This window comes from Paenibacillus tundrae (genome assembly GCF_036884255.1).
GTDB lineage: Bacteria > Bacillota > Bacilli > Paenibacillales > Paenibacillaceae > Paenibacillus.
In genome coordinates this window covers 545,160-570,822 of the sequence record NZ_CP145605.1, presented here as the reverse complement: position 1 = coordinate 570,822, position 25,663 = coordinate 545,160, and the positions used below count along the sequence as shown (strand labels likewise).

The 25,663-nt window shown below is 47.0% G+C and carries 21 protein-coding genes; 7 read left to right on the top strand and 14 right to left on the bottom strand.

The genetic code is table 11. The features are described 5' to 3' along the window. Positions 1-178: 178 nt before the first annotated feature. Positions 179-2,158 carry a methyl-accepting chemotaxis protein gene (locus V6W81_RS02640; RefSeq protein ID WP_338541455.1) on the top strand — a complete coding sequence of 660 codons (1,980 nt, stop codon included), beginning with the start codon at positions 179-181 and terminating at the stop codon, positions 2,156-2,158. A 427-nt stretch (positions 2,159-2,585) separates the two neighbouring features. Here V6W81_RS02640 and V6W81_RS02635 read toward each other — a convergent pair whose 3' ends face one another. From V6W81_RS02635 to V6W81_RS02625, 3 genes are all read right to left on the bottom strand, one after another. After that, the gene (locus V6W81_RS02635) at positions 2,586-4,583 is read right to left on the bottom strand and encodes an alpha/beta fold hydrolase (RefSeq protein WP_338541454.1); all 1,998 of its coding nucleotides are present in this window, start codon (positions 4,581-4,583) and stop codon (positions 2,586-2,588) included. A 59-nt stretch (positions 4,584-4,642) separates the two neighbouring features. Then, positions 4,643-5,209 (bottom strand): TetR/AcrR family transcriptional regulator, encoded by a 567-nt coding sequence (locus V6W81_RS02630; protein ID WP_145050296.1) that lies wholly within the window; start codon positions 5,207-5,209, stop codon positions 4,643-4,645. Positions 5,210-5,678: 469 nt separating this feature from the next. Further along, on the bottom strand, positions 5,679-6,977 hold the full coding sequence (locus tag V6W81_RS02625) for an ABC transporter substrate-binding protein (protein WP_338541453.1): 1,299 nt from the start codon (positions 6,975-6,977) through the stop codon (positions 5,679-5,681). 596 nt (positions 6,978-7,573) lie between these two features. On the opposite strand from V6W81_RS02625, the gene V6W81_RS02620 reads away from it, so the two are divergent. Together V6W81_RS02620 and V6W81_RS02615 are read left to right on the top strand one after the other, a co-directional pair. Further along, entirely contained in the window at positions 7,574-7,897 is a 324-nt protein-coding gene (locus tag V6W81_RS02620) for a hypothetical protein (RefSeq protein WP_338541452.1), read from the top strand. A 121-nt stretch (positions 7,898-8,018) separates the two neighbouring features. Beyond that, positions 8,019-8,156, top strand: coding sequence for a hypothetical protein (locus tag V6W81_RS02615; RefSeq protein ID WP_338541451.1), 138 nt, complete (start codon positions 8,019-8,021; stop codon positions 8,154-8,156). Here V6W81_RS02615 and V6W81_RS02610 read toward each other — a convergent pair. Both V6W81_RS02610 and V6W81_RS02605 read right to left on the bottom strand, forming a co-directional pair. Continuing rightward, complete coding sequence (locus V6W81_RS02610; protein WP_145050290.1) at positions 8,146-8,982, bottom strand: carbohydrate ABC transporter permease; 837 nt, start codon at positions 8,980-8,982, stop codon at positions 8,146-8,148. The two genes, V6W81_RS02615 and V6W81_RS02610, sit on opposite strands and share 11 nt — an antisense overlap. Beyond that, positions 8,983-9,864, bottom strand: a complete 882-nt coding sequence (locus V6W81_RS02605) for a carbohydrate ABC transporter permease (RefSeq protein WP_145050288.1) — start codon at positions 9,862-9,864, stop codon at positions 8,983-8,985. It abuts the gene before it with no gap. Positions 9,865-10,004: 140 nt separating this feature from the next. Between V6W81_RS02605 and V6W81_RS02600 the strand changes: the two genes are divergently transcribed. Together V6W81_RS02600 and V6W81_RS02595 are read left to right on the top strand one after the other, a co-directional pair. Next, positions 10,005-11,834, top strand: coding sequence for a cache domain-containing sensor histidine kinase (locus V6W81_RS02600; RefSeq protein WP_338541450.1), 1,830 nt, complete (start codon positions 10,005-10,007; stop codon positions 11,832-11,834). A 5-nt stretch (positions 11,835-11,839) separates the two neighbouring features. Beyond that, positions 11,840-13,468 carry a response regulator transcription factor gene (locus V6W81_RS02595; RefSeq protein WP_338541449.1) on the top strand — a complete coding sequence of 543 codons (1,629 nt, stop codon included), beginning with the start codon at positions 11,840-11,842 and terminating at the stop codon, positions 13,466-13,468. Between the two features lie 4 nt (positions 13,469-13,472). Here V6W81_RS02595 and V6W81_RS02590 read toward each other — a convergent pair whose 3' ends face one another. After that, positions 13,473-14,420: an arsenic resistance protein gene (locus tag V6W81_RS02590; protein WP_338543921.1), complete on the bottom strand. Its 948-nt coding sequence runs from the start codon at positions 14,418-14,420 to the stop codon at positions 13,473-13,475. 296 nt (positions 14,421-14,716) lie between these two features. Here V6W81_RS02590 and V6W81_RS02585 point away from each other — a divergent pair, with 296 nt between their 5' ends. Then, a complete protein-coding gene (locus tag V6W81_RS02585) occupies positions 14,717-15,475 on the top strand; it encodes a tryptophan-rich sensory protein (RefSeq protein ID WP_056704102.1) in 759 nt (252 codons plus the stop codon). Between the two features lie 181 nt (positions 15,476-15,656). Here the strand turns inward: V6W81_RS02585 and V6W81_RS02580 are convergent, their stop codons facing one another. The 4 genes from V6W81_RS02580 to V6W81_RS02565 form a co-directional block, all read right to left on the bottom strand. Continuing rightward, entirely contained in the window at positions 15,657-16,031 is a 375-nt protein-coding gene (locus V6W81_RS02580; RefSeq protein ID WP_128100087.1) for a RidA family protein, read from the bottom strand. A 73-nt stretch (positions 16,032-16,104) separates the two neighbouring features. Further along, complete coding sequence (locus V6W81_RS02575; protein WP_338543920.1) at positions 16,105-16,782, bottom strand: oxidoreductase; 678 nt, start codon at positions 16,780-16,782, stop codon at positions 16,105-16,107. Positions 16,783-16,877: 95 nt separating this feature from the next. Further along, positions 16,878-18,152 (bottom strand): MFS transporter, encoded by a 1,275-nt coding sequence (locus tag V6W81_RS02570; protein WP_338541448.1) that lies wholly within the window; start codon positions 18,150-18,152, stop codon positions 16,878-16,880. Positions 18,153-18,243: 91 nt separating this feature from the next. Beyond that, positions 18,244-19,659 carry an ATP-binding protein gene (locus V6W81_RS02565; protein WP_145050278.1) on the bottom strand — a complete coding sequence of 472 codons (1,416 nt, stop codon included), beginning with the start codon at positions 19,657-19,659 and terminating at the stop codon, positions 18,244-18,246. A gap of 242 nt (positions 19,660-19,901) precedes the next feature. On the opposite strand from V6W81_RS02565, the gene V6W81_RS02560 reads away from it, so the two are divergent. Continuing rightward, positions 19,902-20,555, top strand: a complete 654-nt coding sequence (locus tag V6W81_RS02560; protein WP_338541447.1) for a phosphatase PAP2 family protein — start codon at positions 19,902-19,904, stop codon at positions 20,553-20,555. Here the strand turns inward: V6W81_RS02560 and V6W81_RS02555 are convergent. The 4 genes from V6W81_RS02555 to V6W81_RS02540 form a co-directional block, all read right to left on the bottom strand. Next, the gene (locus V6W81_RS02555; protein ID WP_338541446.1) at positions 20,548-22,074 is read right to left on the bottom strand and encodes an HD domain-containing phosphohydrolase; all 1,527 of its coding nucleotides are present in this window, start codon (positions 22,072-22,074) and stop codon (positions 20,548-20,550) included. The genes V6W81_RS02560 and V6W81_RS02555 overlap by 8 nt on opposite strands. A 237-nt stretch (positions 22,075-22,311) precedes the next feature. Continuing rightward, the gene (locus V6W81_RS02550; RefSeq protein ID WP_338541445.1) at positions 22,312-23,295 is read right to left on the bottom strand and encodes an anti-sigma factor domain-containing protein; all 984 of its coding nucleotides are present in this window, start codon (positions 23,293-23,295) and stop codon (positions 22,312-22,314) included. Next, positions 23,292-23,888: an RNA polymerase sigma factor gene (locus V6W81_RS02545; protein ID WP_338541444.1), complete on the bottom strand. Its 597-nt coding sequence runs from the start codon at positions 23,886-23,888 to the stop codon at positions 23,292-23,294. Before V6W81_RS02545 ends, V6W81_RS02550 begins: the two co-directional genes overlap by 4 nt. Before the next feature lie 714 nt (positions 23,889-24,602). Beyond that, the gene (locus tag V6W81_RS02540; protein WP_338541443.1) at positions 24,603-25,580 is read right to left on the bottom strand and encodes a hypothetical protein; all 978 of its coding nucleotides are present in this window, start codon (positions 25,578-25,580) and stop codon (positions 24,603-24,605) included. Between the last annotated feature and the right edge of the window lie 83 nt (positions 25,581-25,663).

Here is a 25,663-nt window from a genome sequence, read left to right as displayed (position 1 = left end):
TCCCCATCTAGCTGAGAGAACAAGGCCACCCTTTTTTATTCGGCAACCGACATGGTTCATATTACCTACTCCACATCTGTAACATTACAGCAAAACATTGACGATATACATAGTATATTCAAACATTCGTTCAAGGACTAAAGTCCCAGGGTGTTATTTCAGAAACGAGGTAAATTTTATGACGCTAAAAACCAAAGTCATTTTCATCGTCACCGCTATCTGTATCCTGTTGGCAGCCCCCATTGGATACATCTCTCTCTACGTTATTGAGAAGCAAGCTACAGAATCGGTCGATGATGAGCTGCAAAGCACCGTTCAAAAGGCTGTAACCGAGGTCGACGGCTGGGCGATGACGCAAGCCAAAGTGATTGAAACCGTCGGAAAGGTCATCAATGACACTGTTCCACTTCAAGAAATTAGCATGGAGCACCTCCAGGCATTTCAGTTGCCAAGTAATAAGGAAGATATCGCTACGATTTATTTTGGACTTGAGGATGGTACATATCTAGATGGTGCAGGTTTTCAACCGGATGCATCCTTCGATGCGCGTCAGCGTCCGTGGTACCTTGCTATCAAGGCTTCTAATCAGCTTACTTTCAGTGATGCTTATGTAACCCAAGCAGGTGTACAGTCTATTTTTATCGGGGTACCTCTGCATGACGAAAATGGGAACTTTCAAGGTGCCATCTCGGAGAATATCTCTCTGAATTCGATCAAAGATGAGATTAGCTCCATCCAAACCGATAATGGATTCACCTTTTTGTTAGACCGAACCGGTGTGGTACTCTCCCACCCCAATCACGATCTGCTGAATACGCCGCTTGCTGAACAGAGTGACTATACAGAAGTCGTAGGTAAAATGCTTGCAGAACCTAGTGGAATGTCAGAGTATACATACAACAATGATCGCCAGCTCATCTACTATGAGAAAATTCCGAACACTAACTGGATAGCAGCGACATCGATCTCCAAATCAGCTGCTTTGGCAGAATTCACGAAGGTGAGACAACTGTTTATTGCATTTATCGTGATCTTTACTCTAATTTTGGCTGCTCTTGCCTATTTCTTAGCCTTAAAAACGATTAAGCCTTTGATTGCGATGAAAAACAGCGCACAACAATTGGCCGCAGGTGATCTCACCGTGCAGGTTTCCGTTAAAGGAAAAGATGAGATTGCTCAGCTCGGAGCATCCTTCAATGAGATGTCATCTTCACTTCGCACCCTGATTCAACAGGTCGATCAGTCTGCACAACAAGTGCAATCTTCCTCTCAGACGATGTTTAAGGATGCATCAGGCAGTAATGAAATTGCGGGGCAGATCTCAACCGTTATTGATGAAATTGCCAAAGGTGCAGGCGAACAAGCCGAATCCATTCAAGCCGGAGCTGAGATGGTATCAGGCATCAATCAAGTGATCGATCAAATTACAGACGAGGCACGCCAAGCATCCGAAACCATTCTGGACGTGAATCATGCGATGGAGAGCGGAAACGATGCGATCGCAAGGCAGAATGATCTCTCTCAAGCAGGACATGAATCAACCAATCGAGTGGAAACGTCCAATCAATTGTTATTAAGTAAGCTTAGTGAAATCTCAGTCATTACGAATAGTATTCAGAACATCGCAGCCCAAACCAACCTATTGGCGCTAAATGCCTCCATTGAGGCTGCCCGCGCTGGGGAGCATGGCAAAGGCTTCGCTGTAGTCGCTGGTGAAGTACGTAAGCTTGCGGAACAATCCTCTCAGTCTGTAGCTGGAATCGATCAGTTATTGAAGGATCTACACGCTGCAGGTCAACAGAGTGCAACCGAACTGGAACAATTCCGCCTGAATAGCGCGGCACAGTCCGATTCCATGGCAGACACCTCAGCATCCTTTGAGCGTATTCGCCAATCTATTGATGAGATCATTCACAAAATCAACTCGATTACGACAGGTATGAACGAAATCAAATCAGGTGCCGCTCAAGTGTCGGACGTTATGACAGGGCTAGCAGCCGTTGCCGAGGAAAGTGCCGCCTCTACTGAGGAAGCTGCTTCTTCCACAACGGAACAATCCCAATCGATTGGCAACATATCCGTTGCAGCCAAGGCTTTGTCGGACCATGCGGATCAATTACTACGCGAGGTTAGTCGTTTTAATACAGAATCTAAATAAATATGGACTTATCTCTGTTCATTTCTTGTAAAAGGCATTTAATATCATTTATGAAAGTAATGTTGCGTTAGAAGTACTTACACTCCTTCGTAGGCAAATGGAAGAAACCTCTGTCAACAGTGGCTTCCACTTGCCGAACGGAGGTTTTTTCATTTCATCAATTAAAACCTTATTCATCTGTGGATATCTGCATGTTATCAATAGAAAAGACGAAAATTAGGCTGTAATATATTGTCTTTCAACAGATTGTGGATATCTTGTGCATAAGTTACCCACAGACTGTGTACAGTTACCCACAATTCTGTGGGTAACCTTTCGTGTGTTGTGCATATGTTGTGTATTTGTAGGATAAACTACCGTAAGAATTTACACGGCCTCTAGAAGGGCTGCGGATTGTGGATAGGTTGTGTATACGATTCCATTTGGTTCAGGCATGTGTCTTCAATTCCTGCTCTGTTTGCCAATCAGCAAGTATCCTTGCTGTCTCTTGTGGATGAAAAATCGGAAACTGGTGTCCATAAGGAAGCTCTGCACACTTCAAGGTAGTCGGAAGCTCCTGCGGACGCCCGTATCCGGTATCTGCCCTGCCCCACACGAATAGTGTTCTTATTGCTTCATCATAGGTTGGAACGACAGCTCGATCCGGACGCTGAATCCAGCGAAGAAGATCGGCACTGGCTCCAGCGATCCGAGGGGATCGCAAGCTAGTAGAGACTCTCTCGGCATATGCTAGAAGTGCAGTTTCGTCTATCGTAGTGGAGTCTGCACGTTTGAATTGCCTTACTAGGCGCCGTGGGCTCATTCGGGAGAGTTGTTTTTGCAGCATTCTTCTAGGTAGCTTAGACGCTAAGCGTTGAACGGCATCGTCAGAAGCTGTCCACACCGGTTGTAGCACAGCCAGTTGAACATCCTTCCGATTATATTCTCGCAGGACTGCTCCAGCTAAGTTTGCCCCAATAGAGTGCCCTACGAGTCTGAATGAACCAGATATCTCATTCAACACCTCCGCAATCGCCTTAACCTGACCTTTAAAACCTGCTTCATCTTGCACTGCATTTAGAGCTGGAGAACGACCAAATCCTGCAAGATCCACTAGCCAAATTGGATTCCCCGTTAAACGCTGTAACGCCTGCCCCAGAGGTAACATTTCATCTGCACTACTCATTAATCCATGAATGATTACCCATGGCTCGCCGTGACCTTCGTGGACAAGCACTGCTAGATTGCCTTTTCGTGTCCGCACCCAACCTTCAGGTAGAGCTGCGGCTGCAAAGATCGGATTAGTCAAACGATAGTCTAGATCAGCAATGACATGGGGTAGTAACGGAACGACATTAGGTATTTTTTGCCCCATGCGAAGAAATAACTGCTCCGTCTGTTCCACGTCAAAACGCTGCTTCGTAATAAATGAGATGGACTCTGGCGGGATACCACTAATTCGTTCTCCACCAGCCTTCATCGCTGCATGAATCATTGGAAGAGGAGCTGACCACCGAGGTGAAGGTACATCCAATGTTGTCGCCATAAGTTGAATGAGTTCCTTCATATTGGGACTGTCCTCCTTTGGCAATAATACAGGGTAAGTACCTCCGTTCGATTCTACTTCTCTGGATAGATAAACAATGGTTTGTGCGACCACATCATTGGATATGAGAGGCAACCAGTGAGATGCTCCCCCAGGAATAATCGGCATTCTTCCCTTACTCATTGCTTGTACAAGCATGCCAATGCCACCTGTTTGTTCCGTTTCTCCCGTTGGATATGCACCCACAACTGTACTTGGGTTCACAACGGATAGAGGATAAGCACACCTCTCCGCGTGTTGACGAATATACGCGTCTGCTTCGAATTTCATATGTTCATAGGCACTCTCGGTATGCAACATGTTGCTGCTCGCGCTATGCCAATTCCCTGATGGAGTAAGGGACGTTTCTCCAGTAGAACCCTCTGATTCTGTAGCGCTTTTCCCATACGGACTCATAAAACCAACAACGTGGATTAAATGTCTTAATCCGTGTGCACGATGAATCTCTTCAGCAAGCGCTGCTATTTCCTTAGCCCCATTCATAAAAATGCGCTCTGCAACCGTTCGCTCCAGTGTCACATCCATCGTTCCACCCGCATGAATGATGACATTCGCTCCAAGTGCTAGCTTATAATCCTCTGTATTAAGCCCAAGTCCCGAAACGGATAGATCCCCTTGAACAAACGTAATTCGGCTATAGTCCGTTATTCCGTATGCTTGTAGTGTCGCTTTGGCTCTTACTTTGGATCGTACAAGCAGGATCAGATTCGAATTTTCATTGATGAGTTGTTTGACGGTCTCCTTACCGATGAATCCAGTGCTGCCTGTAAGTAAGATGGTTGTAGCTTCATGATTGGTTATGCCCATTTCTGTTGTGTATGTACGAGTTTCCATTAACATATATCAGCCTCTCGAGTAGTACTATTTAGTACTAATTATATTTAAAAAAAGAGCTTCGTTTAACGAAGCATCTGACAAAATGTACGCACGGATTGCTCGATCACCGACGTATCTCGGGCAGTCTCTGCAAGAACTAACGAACCCTCTAGTGCTGCAATAAATAGTGAGGACGCAGAATGAGGTTCAATTCCCTTTCGGAATTCACCGCGATCAAGCCCTTGCTGCAGCAGCTTTTCGACCATCGGCTGCATCTCACGGAAGAAGCGGGATATGCTTTCTTTTACCTCCGGCGCACTCGCTGGTGTCTGCATGTACAGGGTAATAAAAGGGCAGCTCCCCTCATAATTGCGTGCTTCAATGCCTGCAGACAACATGGAGATAAACGAATAGATTCGTTCCTCGACTCCTCGCTCGTGCTGGCTGAGCAGCAGATATAGCTGCGACTCATACTGTGTGATCCAGTGCTGTACAACCGCTTGCAGCAGTTCCTCCTTGTTTTTGAAATGATAATAGATGTTAGATTTCGATACTCCGCTTGTTCGTACAACCTCATCCATGCTGACATAGCTATAGCCTTGGCGCAAAAACAGCTCTGCGGCAACTTCCACCGCTTTTGTTCGATTCAATGGACTTGAGCTCTTAGATCGGGTAGACTGAGTATTCTGAGTTTTGGGTTGTTGTTCTTTCATAATTAGAACTATATAGTACTAATCAATAAAATGCAATATGGATAATAGTGAACCCTATACATTCGTTAGACATATCCACATCTAGTCGTTTCTAGTCACAGGATATCCACATGTGGTGGATGAACTGGATAACATGTGCCTAATCGTATGAATCCCTTATTGCGATTATCCACATTTCATAAAGACAAATTAAGTTATTGTCCGTTCTAGATGGACATTGTTCCTATTTGTCCGGCAGATCACAAGAAAAAGCCAACTAGAAACAATATTCTGGCTGGCTTTACTCGTGTTTTGTGCATTCTTTTACTTTTTTCATTTTGTTAACGGGTGTGGATAACCTTTTTCTGTGGATAATATTTAATTTTTAGCGCATTCGTACATGTATTGTCATTAGAATAGCTTCTGTTTACTTTTTCAGACTATCCCAGTTTTGCTGCAAGGCATCAAGCAAGCCGTCTTTATCTGATTTGCCTGCTACATAGGCTTGAATCGTGCTACCATATTCTTGCGGAACACCTTCAGGGAAACGGTTGAAGTTCCAGCTTAATGTTTTGTTCTCCTGGCTGTATTTCATAATGTCTGTAGCCAAATCGCCCAGATCCTCTTCAGATGCTTCAATCGTACTGAATGCTGGGATGAATTTGAACTCTTTGGTCATGTACTGTTTACCCACATCAGAGGTTACGAGCCACTCCAGAAATTGTTTAGCTTCGTCTTTTACTTGCGAATTCTTGTTCACGACCCAGTAGTTCGGCACACCTACAAACAATTTATCATTCGGTTCGTTCGTAATTGGCATCGGCAAGATACCCAGATTCAGATCAGGATCAATTCCGTCAATCTGTACTTGCGTCCAGTTCCCTTGTTGCATCATCGCAGCTTCACCGGTAGCAAATAGAGTTACTTGCGTATTGTAATCCGTGGTCAACGGGTTTTTGTTACTATACTTCAGCGTTAAATCGAGCAAGTTGATCCAATCTGCAAATACTTGGTTGCCCGGAATTTTCTCTGTTCCTTCATTAAGACCTGCAATGAATTTTACTGGATCCGTTTGGTTGGCAAATGCTACGTTCACATTATGATTACCGAGTACCCACCATTCTTGATATCCGTTAGAAAAAGGGGTAATTCCTGCCGCTTGTAGCTTCTGTGCAGCTTGATCCAATTGCTCCAGTGTCGTTGGAATTTCTGTAATGCCTGCTTGGGCAAACAGATCCTTGTTGTAGATGAAGCCATACCCTTCTAATGCCAGTGGCTGCCCATAGAGCTTGCCGTCTTTCATCATAGGCTCCTTCGCTACTTCCAGCGTATCCTTCGCCCAAGACTCGTCAGACAGATCTTCCAAGTATTCCAGCCATGTATCTAGCTCACGATATCCACCTACGTTGAAAATATCCGGCTGCTCACCTGCGGCGAACTTCGCTTTCAATGCTGCACCGTAGTCACTACCACCGCCCACGGTTTGAATATCCAATTTGATGCCAGGATGGGCTGATTCATACTCAGCTTTGAGTCGGTTAAGCGCTTCCGCAATTTCCACTTTGAATTGAAAGATTTTAATTGTTTTATCGCCTGTGGCGGCTTCTCCGCTGCCTTGCGGATCCGTGTTAATAGGACTACCACTTTTGTCGCCATTACCGCAGCCTGCAAGCATAACGGAAAACGCAATGAGCATGAGCAGCGTAAACTTCGTCATTTTTTTCATATATACACTCTCCCTAATGTAGTTTAAATGAATTGTCCCTCGCATAGCGAGCCTTGCCTTATTCCTTTTCGAAGGTTATGCCCAAAGATTGCGGGCATAACCCCTTCTACTTCCTCCTTGCGAGGCAGGAGTGGAGGGATCTGGATGCGCTGGAGAAGCGAAGCGCTCGCCTTTGATACTCGGTGGCTTCCTTGCATCCATACATTCAGGCCACCGAGGAGCAACAGCGATCGGATGCGCACCTGATCCCGGAGCGACCTCCCTCGTGCAACCGCTTTTGACCTTCTCTTTCCTAGGGGTTATGCCCAAGGATTGCGGGCATAATCCCCTTTCTACTCCCTTCGTGCGAGGCAGGAGCGGAGGGATCTGGATGCGCTGGAGAAGCGAAGCGCTCGCCTTTGATACTCGGTGGCTTCCTTGCATCCATACATTCAGGCCACCGAGGAGCAACAGCGATCGGATGCGCACCTGATCCCAGAGCGACCAACCTCGTGTATCCGCTTTTGACCTTCTCTTTCCTAGGGGTTATGCCCAAGGATTGCGGGCATAATCCCCTTTCTACTCCCTTCGTGCGAGGCAGGAGCGGAGGGATCTGGATGCGCTGGAGAAGCGAAGCGCTCGCCTTTGATACTCGGTGGCTTCCTTGCATCCATACATTCAGGCAACGAGGAGCAACAGCGATCGTAAGCGCACCTGATCCCGGAGCGACCAACCTCAGACAGCCGCTTTTGACCTTCTCTTTCCTAGGGGTTATGCCCAAGGTTTGGGGCGTAACCCCTTCTACTCCCTTCGTGCGAGGCAGGAGCGGAGGGATCTGGATGCGCTGGAGAAGCGAAGCGCTCGCCTTTGATACTCGGTGGCTTCCTTGCATTCATACGTTCAGGCCACCGAGGAGCAACAGCGATCGGATGCGCACCTGATCCCAGAGCGACCAACCTCAGACAGCCGCTTTTGACCTTCTCTTTCCCAGGGTTATGCCCAAGGTTTGCGGGCATAACCCCTTCTACTTCCTCCGTGCGAGGCAGGAGCGGAGGGATCTGGATGCGCTGGAGAAGCGAAGCGCTCGCCTTTGATACTCGGTGGCTTCCTTTGCATTCATACATTCAGGCCACCGAGGAGCAACAGCGATTGGAAGCGCACCTGATCCCGGAGCGACCATCCCTCGCACCTACCCCTTAACTGATCCAGCAGTAATCCCCTGAATAATGTATTTCTGCATCAACAGGAAGAAAATAATGATTGGCATGATGCCCAAAACTAGAGCGGGTAATGCCAGATCCCATTGCTTCGTATATTGACCGAAGAGCGCAAAGGTCGCTATCGGGATCGTACGTAGATTCGAGCTCTGTAGAATCAGGGATGGCAATAGATAGTCATTCCAGATCCAGAGGGTGTTCAAAATAATGACGGTTACATACATCGGCTTCATGAGTGGGAATACAATGCGGAAGAATACGCCATATGCAGAGCTTCCATCCACGCGTGCTGCCTCTTCGATCTCAAGCGGAACCGATTTAACAAATCCGTGGAAGAGAAAGACCGACATCGGTGCACCGAATCCGAGATAACAGATGATTAAGCCGCCTAGACTGTCGATTAGACCCAGATTACTTGTTACGGTAACCAATGGAATCATGATAGACTGAAACGGAATTACCATCGCAGCGATAAACATCCCGAACAGGATGCGGTTAAACAGGGTATTGCTGCGAACCATCCGGTATGCTGCCATAGAGCTGATTAGTACGAGCAGCAGATTACTCACGACAGTCACAATAAGCGAGTTCATCAGCGCAGAAGGGAAATTTATTTTCTCCCATGCGTTAGCATAGTTACTCCACTGGAATACCTCCGGCCATGCCGCTGAGTTGGTAAGCAGGTCACCGAATGTCTTGACTGAATTGACGAACAAGAAGTAGAACGGAACCAGAAACAGAATGCCAAGCAACACCATAATAATCTCAGTAGCAATGGTACTTAACCGGTAGTTACTCTTCGTTTCCATTTAAGCCTCGACCTCCTTGCTCTTCGTCAGACGTACCTGAATCATCGTGATGATGGCAACGATTACGAAGAATATAAGTGCTTTTGCTGTCCCGATTCCGTACCGATTGTTCACAAAGGCCTCATTGTAAATATTCAAGGCTACGGACTCGGTTGAACCGAACGGTCCACCTTTGGTTAAGGACAGATTCAGATCGAACATTTTGAATGACCACGAAATGGCAAGGAACAGACAGATCGTGACACCAGGCATCACGAGCGGTAAAATAATGCTGCGCAGTACCTGCCACCGGCTAGCCCCATCAATCTCAGCCGCTTCCAGCAGGTCGGGGGATACATTGGTCAGGGATGAGATATAGATGACCATTAGATATCCTGCAGTCTGCCAGACAAATACAATGACAATACCCCAGAAGGCGGTCGGTTCATCTCCCAGCCAGGGAAGGTTGAAGAAGGACCATCCAGTCACGTCGCCAACTGCTGAAAACCCTTTCACAAATATGAATTGCCAGATAAAGCCGAGTAACAATCCACCAATCACGTTAGGCATGAAGAAAATGGTACGTAGGATGTTTCTCGTCTTGAGTGGTTTGGTCAGGAAGTACGCAAGGAAAAAACCAATCACATTGGTCAGAATGACACCGACCACCGTAAAGCGCACGGTGAACCAGAACGCAGTTTGGAACTTCGGATCATTCGTAAAGATATGCACGAAATTGTCAAACCCAACCCAATTAATGCTAGCGGATACCCCGTTCCAGTCTGTAAAGGAATAGTACATTCCCAGCAGGAAAGGAACTACGATGATGAGAATAAAAAAGACGATGGAGGGACCCACGAACACAAGCTGCTGTAACAGCTGGGATGAATGCCGATGCTTCATATCGTTCTCCCCTTCTATTGGATGAAATTGGTCTCTTCGTCTATTAAACCCCAATGAAGCTCAAGGAAACACCGATGCTTGTGAACAGTTGGGGGGAAAATATTGTCCTTTCCTAACCTGCAACCAGAAGGGGTGCAACGATGACAAAATATTATAGTATCCGTACCAAGCTGATCGCATTTATGCTGATTGCTACAACTCTACCTCTGCTCGCGTCCATGAGTATGACGTTTATTCAGACCAAGACAGCCTTGCGGGAACAGGCCGTTGCCGAGAACAAACGCCTGATCTATCAGGCATCGACCAACCTGAATAACTACATCGATAATGTAGCAAGGGCTTCGCTCGCGGTGTATAACGATCCCCATTTTCTACGCAATTTAGCCAAAATCCCTGGGGATTATCGCGCAGTGGCAGAGGTGTACACCACGCTACAGACGATCCGTTCGGCTGTTCCGGATGTATTCCAGCTCTACTTGCATTCATTTGCAGCAAATCAGTCTACACTCATCACGAACCCTTTCCCGAAACGGGAAGAACGTAAACAGGCTTATTCCGATTCGCTTCACGGACAGACGAATGGAAACCGTCAGGATATATGGATCGAATCAGCTCACGCCAGCCACACGTATGGATTCAAGGCAGCCTCTGCGGATGATCCTTCTAGAACAGTGATTACGCTACATCGCGTTATCATGGACATCCCTTCAACCGAACGTCTGGGTGTACTGTCGATTGATCTTAATATGGACAGCATTGCGACGATCAGCAGCCGACTATATGACCCAGCGAAGGAACAGATTTATATCGTGGATCGTCATAATCAGATCATCTATCAAGGAAATTCACAGGTTAGTGATAGCCTTGTATTGAACAAGCAGGTCGCCGCCGAATTACATGATATTCGTGCGGGGAAAGTACATTTTCAGACAAGTACAGGTCATTTCGAGCAAGAGCATTCCATGTATGTCTATCAACAAATAGGCAGTTCATTTGCAGACTGGACCATTATTAAACAGATCCCTAATGAAACGTTATATGCACGAGCGAACACACTAACGTGGAACAATGCTCTAATCGCAATCGCTGCACTAGTCATGGTCATTGTGGCTACACTGTTTGTCTCCATTCGAATTACAGGTCCGCTCAAACAATTGATGCGTTATATGAATCAGATTCAGGCAGGCAGGCTACATGTGGATATCCGCTTAACTAGTCGGGATGAGATCGGCGTTCTTGCCCGTCATTTCCGAGATATGATGGATACTGTGAACAACTTGATCTTGAGGGAGTATCGACTTGAACTCGCCAACAAAACCAATCAGCTTAGAGCCTTACAAGCTCAGATTCATCCACATTTCCTATACAATACGCTCCAATCTATCGGTACACTTGCCCTTCAACAACAAGGACAACGAGCTTATGCACTGCTCTCTTCCTTATCCAAAATGTTGCGCTATAGTATGCGAGATCAGACTTGTGTAACTTTGCGGGAAGAAGCCGAGCATGCCCGATTATATCTGGAGCTGCAGCAGGAGCGTTTTGGTGAACGCTTAGAGGTGAATTTGAATTTTGCCGAGGATACACTGTCTGTGGAGATGCCGCGCATGACACTTCAGCCGCTGATTGAGAATTATTTCAAACATGGAGCTGATGTTCAGCCTGGCAAGGGATATATCAGCATCCATAGTCACCTGACAACCGATCATTGGGTAAAAATTCATCTGGAGAACAACGGCCCGTCCATTCCAGAGGAAAAACTTATCGAGATCCGGGAATGGTTCCGCGAGGAATTAAGTACATCGGAGATCGTGGGAAAAGAGACAGACGAGAACGAGTCCATTGGGCTGCGTAACGTCGGTCAAAGACTGCGGCTCAACTCCTCTACAGAACATCCGGCAATCATAGATATCAACAATAAGGAGCCACATGGCGTGCAGATCATCGTTAAAATTTACGCGGGAGAGTGAGCAGCATGAAAGTACTAATTGTCGATGATGAAAAACACGTCCGCGACGCAATTAAACTACTGGCGCAGTGGGATGTTGTCGGAGTAGACACGTTATTGGAAGCAGCCGATGGCCATGAAGCGATTGAACTCATCACTGAACACGAGCCGCAAATTATATTGAGCGATATGCGTATGCCGGGCAAGGACGGCATGGAATTACTGGAGTGGATCTCTGTCCATACCCCACACAGCAAGGTGTTAGTTATCAGTGGTTATGATGATTTCCAGCTCGTTAGGCACGCCATTCGTTATGGCGGGATGGACTATCTATTGAAACCTGTCGAAACGGAGGAACTCAATGCTTCCTTGTTAAAAGCGATTAAGGCTTGGCAGGAAGATGAGACTCTTCGCGTGCAGACGATGCAACAATCTATGGTCATGAATACGATGCGCCCGCATTATCATGACCGCTTGCTTACTGAATTAGTCGTTGGGCGTGGCAATAGCACTACTCAAATGGAGAGAATTCGTAATGAGCTGAACCTCTCCCAGCTCGTGAGTACATGCAACATTGCCGTCACGAGTCTGTCTCAACTCGATGCTGGTTGTCAGGCGAAATATCGCAGCCAACCTGATCTGCTCGTTTTCTCCGTGCTCAATATCTGTGCAGAGATGTTAAGTACTCCTAACGAAGGAGTTGTGTTCCGCCAGCTCGATCAGCCAGACCAGGTTGTTATGCTACATTGGGGTTCGCCAGCCTCTTTGCAGGCCGTTCTGGAACGTGTGAACACCGGACTGGAACAGACAATTCAGCGTCGTCTTCACTATGGTATTGCTTCTTCTGATGTATTTCCATCTGGCATTCCCAACGCATATCAGGAAGCGAGCCAGCGGCTGTGGCGGCGAAATGCGTTACAGACTAACCATAAATTCCATGCTTCATTGGACTCGTCCACAGCAACTAAAGGTCTTCGGTTATCCACAATGGAAGAACCCTTGCGATTAGCAGCGATCAGTGGTCGTGACGCTAATGTATCTACGGCTGTAGGCGAGTGGATCGATCCACTTACCCGGCTTGATACAGTTACACCGGAGCAGGTGCTCCAGTGGATTCAAGAGATGGACTGGATGCTGGGACGTTGGCTTGACGATACAGCAGGTATGTCTTCCACAGAGGAAGATGAGCAGGATAAGCTGGATGAACAATTCTTACCTTTTGCTGAGCTGCCGTTTGATCGTGAAGGCATGTTGTCTCTTCCACTCCTTCGCTCTTTGTTGGAACAGCGACTCATCGCTGCTGGAAAGGCTCTAGCAGCACAGCACCATACGAGCCATGACCCGATGAAAGAGATTGCACGTTATATGGATGCTCATTATCAGGAGGACTTGTCCCTGCAACAGATCTCTGCCCGTTTCTATCTCAGCCGCGAATATATCTCTCGCAAATTCAAACAGCAGTTCGGTCTGAACTGGTCGGAATATCTCGGGAAGCTGCGGATTAATAATGCCAAATTACTGCTCCAAAACCCTTCCCTGCGCATTGCCAAAATCTCAGAGATGGTCGGGTTCCAGGACGAGAAATATTTCAGCAAAGTATTTAAGAAAATGGAAGGACTGACACCTGGGGATTATCGAAAATCTCTAGATCAATAACGACTCAATCCTTTATTATCACGGCAGGCACCACACGAATATAGATCAATTCTCCCGCCAGCTCAACAATCGTCTGCGTAACGATTACAGCAGCCGTTATGGCAGCCCATTCTGCTGGCAGCGCGAGTGCCAGAGGAAGAACAACGAGGGAATTGCGTGTAGAGGCGCTGAAGATCAGTGCCCTGCCTGCACCCGCATCAAGTCGGAACATACGTGCAATGATACGGGACAATACTGGCATTACGATCATAAAGGCGATGTATACAGGAAGAACGTTAACAATAATAGCCCACTCCTCATACACCTGCCCGATCTGAGAGGTAACCACGACAATCAGCGCAAGAGCCATCAATGGGACGGGTAGCCAAGCCGTGGCATTTAATACGGCTTCGCCCATAGGTCTGCCTTTAGATACGAACTGAGTACAGATCGCCAGCAACAGCGGAATGACAATCAGGAACAGAAACGCCTCGGCAAAAGGCCCAAGCTGCATAATCTGCGCTGCTTCTGCACCCATGAACAACCATAGATACACGGGTAACATCATCATCTGCACCACGAACAGCATGGGGGTGGAAGCAAGCATGAGTTTCTCATTTCCCCTCCCAAGCTGAGTGAATACAATAACGTAGTCAATACATGGAGTTAGCAATACTAGATAGACTCCTAACGAGACAGCAGACGTCTGCGGGAATACGAGGATAAGTACCCATACAAGCACAGGAACGGCAACAAAGTTAGCAACCAGTAATGCGCCTATAAACCGAAGATTCGATATCGATTCTCTAAGCTGCAGAAAAGGAATCTGCGCAAACATGCTGTATAACAAACAAGCGAGCACAGGTGAAACGGTATACACCAGAGCCGACCCCCAATCGGGCATGCCCAGCCCAATGCCTGCCCCGACAAGCAGAGCAGCTACATAAAACCAAGTCTGTTGCTTCTCCATCATCTCTCTTGTAAACAATCTTCTTCCCCCGATCAGCTCTATTGATTAGCAAAGCGTATTTAATGTTTTATAGATAAATGTACAAGAAGTCCATTATATCGGACATATTATGGATTCAACTTGCGTACATTGGGACAGACTGGGACTAAATGTGTCTCCATGCGTGACTTTTTCTAGAATCACATGAAGTCTTGGATATTTTTTTGCGTGCTCCTTATTAAAATGGGGGAGAACTGGGTATATTCATTGTAGACTGACCCGTGGTTCATTCATTTCTGTTAAACCAAGGAGGAAATACCATGTCACGTAATAATCCGTACAAGTGGTTAAACGCTATTGGTTTTATCGCTGTTATCATTGTGAACTACCTCTCGAATGCGCTGCCTATTGGCGGTAGAACCAACAAAGAAGTGTCCGATATGTACCCTGTCCTACTAACCCCTGCGGGTTACGCGTTCGCCATCTGGGGACTAATCTACCTCTTGCTCGCCGGCTTCGTCATCTACCAGTTTGTCCCGGCATCTTGGAAACGAGATTCGATCACTCGGCTCGGATATTGGTTTCTAGCCAGCTGTGCCTTTAACGTGGCGTGGATCTTCGCTTTTCAGAACCTACAGACAGGTCTCGCTCTACTAATTATCGTATTGCTCTTACTATCTCTGATTGTGTTATATCTCAAAACACGTGCCATCACTCTACCGACAACTGCGGAGATGTGGCTTGTAAAGCTGCCATTTAGCATCTATCTTGGATGGGTGAGTGTAGCCACCATTATCAACGTTGCGGTGTTATTATACAAAATCGGTTGGGACGGCTTCGGCATCAGCGAACCAACTTGGACGATTATTATGCTTATTGTAGGTCTTGTTCTCGCAGTCCTCGTGAGCTTCCCTTATCGCGATAGCGTATATCCACTCGTCTTCACGTGGGCATACATTGCCATTGCATTGAAGCAAAAAGACGTCACTTCCGTCTATTATACAGCGATCACCTTGGCGATCGTGATTGCCCTTTACGCGGTATGGCTGTTCTTCGCCCGTAATCAGGATCGGGATTAACATATATACTTACCACGAAGATGAGCTATTCCAATCATCATTACGCAAGCCTGGTTCCTTTAAGCATATCATTGTACAGTACATTGTAATCCTCAAAAAGCCGACTCCCTGGTTGATCAAGACCAGAGAATCGGCTTTTTATGTATTTCTATATTGATATTGTTGTATGATTGAGCTTGTCCTATTTGCGGGCAATAACTTCAATTTCAACAAGTGCATCCTTCGGCAGACGAGCAACCTCAACTGCACTACGTGCTGGGTATGGCTGTGTGAAGAATGTGCTATACACTTCGTTCACAGGAACGAAATCGTTCATGTCTTTCAGGAATACGGTTGTTTTCACAACGTTGTCCATTGTGGTACCAGCCGCTTCGAGGATCGCCTTCACATTGCTCAAGGAAAGACGAGTCTGCTCTTGTACATCTGCGCCGAATTCTCCCGTTTGCGGGTTCAGCCCCAGTTGACCGGACGTGTAGATAAAGTCACCTGCATCGACAGCTTGGCTGTATGGACCAATAGCGCCTGGCGCCTGATCCGTAGAAATTGGTTTTTTCATGGATTAACTCTCCTTTATGTTCGTTCTCATACCACCATAGGGCAGCAAGTTGATGAACTCATTTTGATGCCTATTATACCACGGAAGCTTCCGTTCCAAGCACATGAATAACTTCGTTGGAATAAACGTGATGACCTCTTGTACCCACAAGCGCAATATTGATCATCGCCTGAGCAATGGTTGCCGCAGGGATCGCCCGATATTTAGCAGCCTTACCTGTCATCCACCGATCCAGCAGCTTCATCGCGTAAGCACCCAACTGTTCGCCAATTCTAGTCTCATTCCGATCTCCTAGAATAAGAGAGGGGCGGAAGATTTGCAATGAATTGAAGCCAAGGGCGGTTAAGGCATCCTCCATCTCCCCTTTGGTTCGGCTGTAGAACACGCGCGAATCCGCATTCGCACCCATTGACGAGATCACCAGCATCTGAGTAACACCGTGCTGCTTCGCAAGTTTTCCTGCTTCCACAACATAGTCATAATCCACTTTGCGGAAATTTTCCTGACTTCCGGCTTTCTTGATCGTTGTTCCAAGGCAACAATACAGATCCGAAACACCTGTGAACCAATCAGCAGCCTCATGAAGCTGATCCCAATCCACGATGTGTTGCTTCAGCTTGGGATGCTCTAGCGTCAATGGACGCCTGACAAATACATGAACCTCGCGGTAGGATGAATGCTTAAGCAAACGATCTACTAATAGGCCGCCGACAAGACCGGTAGCACCGATCACTACGGCCTTCTTTTCGATATGCTCCATAATCATCCCTCCCCTTCTGTATATTAAAAAGAACTAAAGAATCTTACACAGGCGACTCTAATAACAGAACAATCTTCCGATCACTCTTATCGCAATAAAACCCGACGACCCAGGGTAAACGTTAAAATTAACATCGCTGCACCAACACCCATCTGAAAGCCATAGGTCGAGAACCATGTCATCGTTTCAGGCCACTTCACCATTTTCTCATATAGCGAGCCCCCAATTAATGGCCCCAGAAAGGAAGTTACCCCGGTTAATGCCGAATATACCGCCACAAACATCGGACGTTCGCTTTTGGGTGTATCTCCAATGGTGAAGTTAAAGGCAAGCTGGTTGAAGCCCCCCACGCCAATACCCAGAAAGATATGAGAACAAAATAGCGCTACCAAAACTGGCATAAACGACATCAATCCCCAGGATAAACAGGAGAGTGCGATGATCGGCAACGTCCAGAACAACAACGTTTTGTTGCTGAATCTAGCATTGAGATTACCCCAGAGGTAGAACCCCATCATCATAACCAAGGTCTGTACTACGGTAATGATGGACACGGTCTGATAGTTTACGCTAAGCAAATCAAGCATGACATAAGAATATAGCGGAACAATTAGCGTTTGAATGAGCAACCAAGCCGCCAAGAACAACGTTGCCTTTAGAAACGACTGATCTTGAAATGGCTTTTTGAACATACGCCAAAAACCTTTTTCCGTGGAACGCTCAAAGGGCATATCCGGATAAAAGAAATAAATGACGGTATTCGCAATCGCACAGATCCATACGGGAATGAACAAAATGAGGAAACCCGTCCCGCCTGGAAAACGATCCAGAACCATACCTCCAACGAATAAGCATACGCTTCCAAGAGCGTTCAGAATCGTGTTTCGTATTCCGAAATAACGACCTCTGACCTTGGCAGGCACAATGTCTCCAATGAGCGATGTCCAGATCATACCGCCGATTGTATTGGCAATAAACGCTACAGTATACATCCCGATAAAAATGGATACCCACCATTCCTGCGGGAAAAGAAATGGGATAAGCCCTGTTGCGCTCCACAGGATACGGTGCGCCCCAACGAACAACAGGAGCATACGCTTTCGACTGCGAATGCGCTGCATCCAATAGGCTGCACCAATCTGTGCAATGTTTACGAACGTCGTAATTGCGAGCACAAAACCAATTTGTCTTGACCCGGCTCCAAGGTACAGCAGAAATCCCGTTAAAAATGGGCCACCCAGCAAAGTCTGTAAAATAATTGCCGGTACACCCTCCCACGTTGCAATTGCTAAATTGGTACGTTGTTTCGAACCCTTACGCCGTAGTTTGCTTGCAAACGAGGGAGGGTTTACTTTGACCATCTTCTGTATGGGGATACACTCCTTAGACCAGGCTTTTAACGCCGGCCAATGCTAGTTGTCACCCCAAATTCTACTCACAGTCCAAGCATTGTCAACCCATTTTTTCACGATTCAACGGAAGGTATAAGCGGAAGGTGCTTCCCTTGCCTTCCACACTCTCCAACTGGATGTTTCCGTCCAACAAACGTGCCAAATCTCGGCTGATGGACAGACCCAATCCCGTACCGCCAAATTTACGACTAATGGAGCCATCCGCTTGTTGAAAGGCTTCAAATATAGACTCAAATTGATCTTCCGAGATGCCGATCCCTGTATCTTTGACCGCAAATACGAGCCAGCGGCCTGGTCTTGAGAGCTTGTTCGATTGTTCAGTACTCACCGTCAACTGCACCTTGCCCTGAGGGGTGAATTTGATGGCATTCGACATCAGGTTTCGCAAGATCTGCTGCACACGCTGGGGATCTGACCATAATGTTTCGGGTACACCTTTTTTGCGCTCCATCACAAGTTCGACGCCTTTTTTCTCCGCGACCAATTGAAAATGACTCATAACATCCTCAGTCAATTGGGCGATACTAATATCCTCCAGTACGATGTCCAGCCTGCCCGCCTCTACTTTGGATAGATCCAATATATCGTTGATTAACGTTAATAACTCTTGACCAGAATGATCAATCATCGTGGCAAAACGTACGATATCCTCCTGATCCATCGTATCCGCATTCTCGCTGATCATCTGAGCAAAGTTAATGACACTGTTCAGTGGGGTACGCAATTCGTGAGACATATTGGCGAGAAATTCAGACTTGTATTGCGAGGCGATCATCAATTGTTTGGCTCGATCCTCCAGCACGATCTGCGCTTTCTGTAATTCTTCCTTTTGCACAGACAACAATCGGTTCGTACTCTGTATAAGTAAAATGCGATTCTGTTCATTCTGGAAGTCACGTAGGATGAAGGCAAAAATAAGACTTAGCACGATACCTGTAGGAAGTGTATAAGGCATGATGTGTGAGAAAAAGTATGGCGCCGGAATAACGCCAACAATCGCGATATTGATACTATTGACCACATTCACGATGAGTGTAACGAGAATGCCCTTAATAATCAGCCTGTAATTGCTGCGCCTCATCCATATATTGAGACCTGCGCAAATCACGCCCAGCATCGACATATTAATGACGGCAGCCAACGTCGCATCTGTAATGCCAAACGTTAGCCTCGATAGTCCGATCCCCACACCAATGAGGATTACGCTATAGGGTTGCCTATACGTCAGAACGGCAACAATTAGAGGAACGTATCGGAGATCAAAGACGACTTCCTCCGTGAGCTGGAATCCAAAAACCGTACTGATCCAACCTGCAAAAATGAGAAGAAGCACCGAACTGATCTGTTTCACCCGAGAAGAGGTACGTATTACGATATATTTATAGAAAACACTAGCGAGATATGCAATCGTAATCAGCATCCCCATATTCAATACGAACATTTTTGAAAATTGCATTCGCTCACTCCTGTTGTCCGACTTTACTGGCTTTAGCGCCGCCTGTCCGTATGTACCTCTATCATATCATGCCCACTTCCGCTTCCGCATTTCTTATTCGTCAAAAGAATACACAAATATACACAAATCAGGATTCAATTTGTGGGCTGGACGTAGTAGAATATATTGTTGTTTAAATTTGAACTAGTTACATTGTGTGATCATGTTCGTGCGCGAACATGAATGAAAGGAGAAAGCCTGCTGTGAAAATCTTAAAAAGTAAATCCTACTGGCTGTCGCTAAGTTTAATGCTGTCCTTGGCTGTCATGGGAATGTTCTATGATATTCTGAATAGTCCAGAACGCGGATTCGTCGTACTGAGCTCCCCGATCGACCGCATGATTCCCTTCATGCCAGCGATGTCCATTCCTTATCTGGGCTGGTATCCGTTTGTATTCGGAGTATTGGCGTATCTGTGTGTCAAAGATCGACTCATGTATTACCGCGTCTTGTTGTCCATGAACATCTGTGTCTGGATCTGTTATCTCATTTACTTTAACTTTCAGACCATGGTGCCGCGCCCGGAGCTAACCGGTACAGGTCTCGGTACATCTATTCTTGGATGGCTCTACAGCCAGGATCGTCCATATAATTGTTTCCCAAGCATTCATGCCCTTCATTCCTATCTGGTCATGCGCGCTGTACTCTCGGTTCCGAGTATCCGGAAATCCATCAAACGATGGGTGGCTGGCGGAGCTGCTCTCATTATTGTATCTACGCTGTTGATCAAACAGCATGTTATCTATGACGCACTGGGTGCAGTCATCCTCGGAGAATGCGTTTTCACAATCATCACTGGTCTAGCTCTCCACCGCCGGCGCAGAAAAGAATCGAAATGGACTCAAGGGATCAGCTGATCCCCTGCTCCGACGGTTTCTGAAGATGCTGTTGCCGTCTCCACTCGTCAATAAACAAACCTGCGAAATAGGGATCCCACTGGGATCCTTTTCCTTCTTCTAGAATCATTAATGCCTTCTCATGGCTCATCCCATTCCGATAGGGCCGATCCGAGGTCATCGCATCAAATGCATCCGCTACCGCGATAATGCGGCCAAAGAGGGGAATATCTAGTCCCGCCTTACCGTCCGGATAACCCCTTCCATCATACCGTTCATGGTGTGATCTAACGCCAGGTAAGAAGTCTGCCATGGCATCGACCGGTTCGATCTGCAGCAATATATTTTCACCAAGCACAGGGTGAGTTTTAATAATGGCGAATTCCTCATCACTAAGTTTGCCATCCTTCAACAAAACTTCATCAGGTATGCCAATCTTACCGATGTCATGCAGCAATGCGGATTTGTACAATAAGTCAGCCTGCTCTTCATTCATGCCACTGAGCTTCCCAATGAGAAGCGAGTATTCTGCGACCCGCATGGAATGACCAGCCGTATACTTATCCCGTGCATCCAAAGCAGCAGCTAGCGTCGAGAAATAGCTCTGAAGCAGTTGTCTATTACGCTCCTGCCTCATTTCCAGCCGGTTAATCATCATGTTGAATCCAGATATCAGCGCAGAAAACTCATCAGCATACAAATCCGGAGCTCGTCTCCCCAGATCACCTTCCTGAATTCGATTCATCTCTTTCGTTAAATCAGCAACAGGATCCCGCACATCGCGAATGAGCAGCCAGCTACCCACAAGCGCAAAGCCCGCTCCTAACACAACAACGAGCACCGCCCATACGATGTACTCTTTGGCAAATTCGGGATCCATGTACTGTAACCGAATAAACGTTGCCAGGAAAAACAAAAACAAGGGAAATAGTCCGATCAGTGCTGTACTAAGCTGGAACTTACGCTGAATTGATACAAGCACACGCCCGTCAAGTGAGGGCTCGATCCCAAACTGCTGCTTACCTTGACGACGAATTTCCAGCAGCAGCGGCCTTACCGCTCGAACCGTAAGGAAGTATTCGATCAGCGCATGCATCACTGCAATCAAAATGGCGCATGCTGCTGCGAGTGAAACATAAAAGGTGGGAAACTCCACCCAGCCCCTACTAAGCATCCATAGTGTTAATCCCGCAGCTGGCAGTGAGAATCCTAATAGATGTGGGATCATGATTCGGTAGATGGTTCGTCCTGGGAAACGATGAATTTTCTCATACATGCTGTCCATCTGTGCCTTCGAATGGCGCTCGGTTGTGACAAAAAAACGCCGGATTGGCATAAGCTGTACACGAAAAGCAATCCACTCCGCACTCAGCATAAACACAAGCGAAATCAGTACGATTGCTAGTAAACGTACAAATTGAATATTTGGTATTTGCAAAGTGGATACCATAACGACAGTACCCACGACAAAAACAGCCCCTAATGAACCGATGAGGTAATTTCGTAGCAAACGTAAGATAAAGGAACGGTAAACTTCCACCCAAACCCCTCACTCTCTCTGTGCAACCCACGCTACCTCGATAAACCTAAGGCAGTTCAGGATATAGCTCTTAGCATATTATCGGTTATTTGAGTCCAAAAACTTAATGATTTTAATACAATCTAAGACAGGGCAATATTACAATATTTTCATAATGACAATTTGAAGGATCAGAGTCTATGCACATCAAAAAGACTGCTTCCTGAGAAGCAGCCTTTGGGTCATATAAAGGGAGCGTTATCCTTTTATTTTGGCGGCCAAAATCATCGTACCTCGCGGCTGATCACCCAATGCATCCGGCTCTAGGGTAATTGCTACGGTATCATAATCATTCACCGATTCTAAAGTGTAATACACGGCTCCTGTGCCATCGCGACTTAGGAACGTTCCGGCATTCTGCGGTGTATCCCCTTTGATCAACCATACCTGAAATGCCTCTTTCCCCTCAAGCTGAGGCAGGTTCTCTGCTTGCACGACCAGATGAGTGCCCTTATTGTCAATGACAATCGTTGCGAGACCCTGCGCTACAATGTCCTGCGTTGCAGGGCTAAGCTTGACGGCTTCGCCTGTCTGCATGCCTTGAGCAGGCGCTAACGCTGATGCCAGCTGCTCTTGCAGCTGCGCATTCTGCGCCTGCGCCTCGGCGAGCTGCGCTTGCGCTGTAGCTGACCCAGCAGCTTGCTGCGTCAGCAAGCTGAGCTGGCTCTGCAGCTGTGCTGCGTAGATCGCCAGCACCAGCGCAGCCGCCGCAAGGCCAGCGCTCGCCACGCGCCATGCGCGGCTGCCGCGCGGACGCGCGCGCCCTCCAGGCTGCAACGGCTGTGCCTGTGCAGCCTCTTCCGCCCGAGCCGCAGGCACCGCCGTCACCGGCGGCAGGCCTGGCTCGGGCTGCGCCGCCTCTCTGCGGGGCGGCGCAAGATCTGCCTGAAGCACAGCAGGTGCTTCAGGCTGCACAGGAGCGGTGGCCGGCTTCGCCTCGGCTCCCTCCTGCGATTGTCCGAGCACGTTGCTCAGCACGCGTGCTCTCATGCCTGGCGGCGGTGCCACAGGTTCCGCCGCAAGTGGCAGGAAACCCGTTACTTCCTGCAATTCTTTCACCTCTTGGCGGCAAGCATCACATTCCTTCAAGTGAGCTTCGAATGTCTCCACTTCCTCTGCTTCCAGCCCACCTAGCACATACATCGGTGCCAGATCAGACCACTCCTCATGTCGTTCTATCATGGATGTATGCCCTCCCTTCCCGTGTCTGAATGCAATTCAGCATCGGCGAGCAGCTTCTGTAGCTGTCTCATCGCAAGCCTGACACGGCTCTTCACTGTACCTAGCGGAATCCCGAATCTGCTGGATACCTCTTGTTGCGTTAACCCGGCGTAGTAGATCGATTCGATAACCTGTTGCTGATCACCGTTCAACTGGGATAGTGCTTCCTTAATTCGAGTGCCTTCCCATTTACGTTCTACTTCTGCTTCTGTATTCGTATATTCATCGGCATACGCCGTCAGTGCCTCTTGCTCCACCGTCGTTGTGGCTGCCCCTTTGGACTTACGCCTCAGCATGTCCACGGCAATGTTGCGTGTGATCGCAAACATCCATGTGGTCAGCTTCCCCTGTGAGGCCTCATATCGTTCAGCGTTATTCCAGACACGCAAGAACAGCTCTTGAACCGTTTCCTCTGCCGTCATGGGATCACCCACGATCCGATAAGCAAAGGAATATACAGCCCGCTCGTAGCGGTCATATAAAAGCTCCAGCGCCGAAGCATCCCGCTCTGCAATCTGACGCATTAATCTGCTGTCATCCATCGATTCTGTCATCCGAGGGCCCCTTTCATTATGCTCCCCCATATTATAACCTACGTAGAAACTTTTGAAGAGGATTACTCTTTTGAAGAGAAAACCTGAAATTTTCTGAATTATTTTCATAAGTGAATCAATTTCATAAATACTTTAGCTGCTTCAATCCAGACGACATATAGATCAAAACGATTCAATTTGTCTATATCTCGTTACATCTATTCCCTTTTAGTGAGTTATGAAATTGATTCAGATCATGATATCATCTGGCGCTCAACTCCACTCTAACCATGCCTATTCAGATCATCATATTTGCACGGCACAATGGCTGTGGCACAAGCTCTCTTTCCTTTATCTTGCAAAAAATTACAGAGTGTGGTATACTCTAAAAGTTGGTTTTAAACCTCAAATGATTTTCTGTCTTCTTTTAACCCCGGAATATTTTCTTCATGCTGCGACCGCAGCGAATTGTTCACTAACCTATGGAGATTGAAGAACCTGAATCACATGACCCGGTATAACAGAGTTTCACAAGATTTTCCCATTCACACTGGCGCGGTCATCGGAGCCGCAAGGACAAAAGAGAGGTAGGGCTTTTGTTGTTTTGGAAGTCACTTATTCTTGAGAAGATTGAAAACATACACACACAAAGCACCCGGAATTGGGTTCCGGGTGTTTTTCCATGTCCATTAATATCCGGATCATCCTATGCTTGTGGCAACGTTACCGATCTTATTATGCTCTAGGTAGTTCATCCAATGAAACCATGTACAGATAGCTCCGTTCCTTGAACAGTAGCTGATCCTTTCTTCCATCCAGTACATTCAGTTCATCCGCGTCCCCATCGACACTAATAAAGGAAAACTTCTGCGCAAGACTTAGCTTATTCTCACCATGTTGCTGTAGCAATGAATATTGCCCTTTCTGGTTATATCCGCTTTGAAACAACGCAAAGGTTCCATTCGTAGCAACGACATGAGAACCAGACAGCCCTGTCTCAACTAACGATACCTGTGGCTGATCATACGGATCTGTGATCCGTCCTAACTGGAAGTCCGTGTAATAATAGAACCACACCTTCTGATCGGACACCACATTCAGTGCATAACAATCTGCAATATCGGCCTTGGTGTTCACATAGATCTGCTCGCCCTGTCTATTCCACGCAATTAATCCAGGTGCACCGACAGGCTCATGCCACCCGAAGTTTCCAAATACTCCTTCATCAAAGTAACTTGTCCATATGTTCCCTTCGACACTTGTCTGTACTCGTTCGATCCCATCTCCCAGCAGCAATTCATGCAGTAATTGACCCTCTTGGTCAACAATTTTGCCATTCAGATCATAGCGATCCTGCCCATAATAGCGGCTGCGTGCTCCAACGAGCAGAAGATCTTCTCCTAGCGGCTGAACATAGTGCAGATTAAAATGCGATTCCAGCGTAGTTATCCCTTTTACACAATTCTGGACGCCGTCCACGATAAGTACCTTATAGTCCCGTTTCTGCTGCAGATCACTTTGGACAAACATCCCACGCTCACGTTCCGGAATCTGATCAATCCATAAGATATACAGGTTGCCGTCATAACCAAATGAAGCAGATACAAACACGAACCCATCCTCATAAGCCGTTAGATCAAACACTGGTCGTAACTGTATTTCCTGAATCCTCATGCTCTGTGTTGATTTATGTATGCTTTTCGACTTATTCATCTTTTTGCTTCTCCCTAACCCATTTGTTATGTTTGTCTTTTTTGACATCTCAATTACCCCTTCCATCTACCCGTCTCATGTAT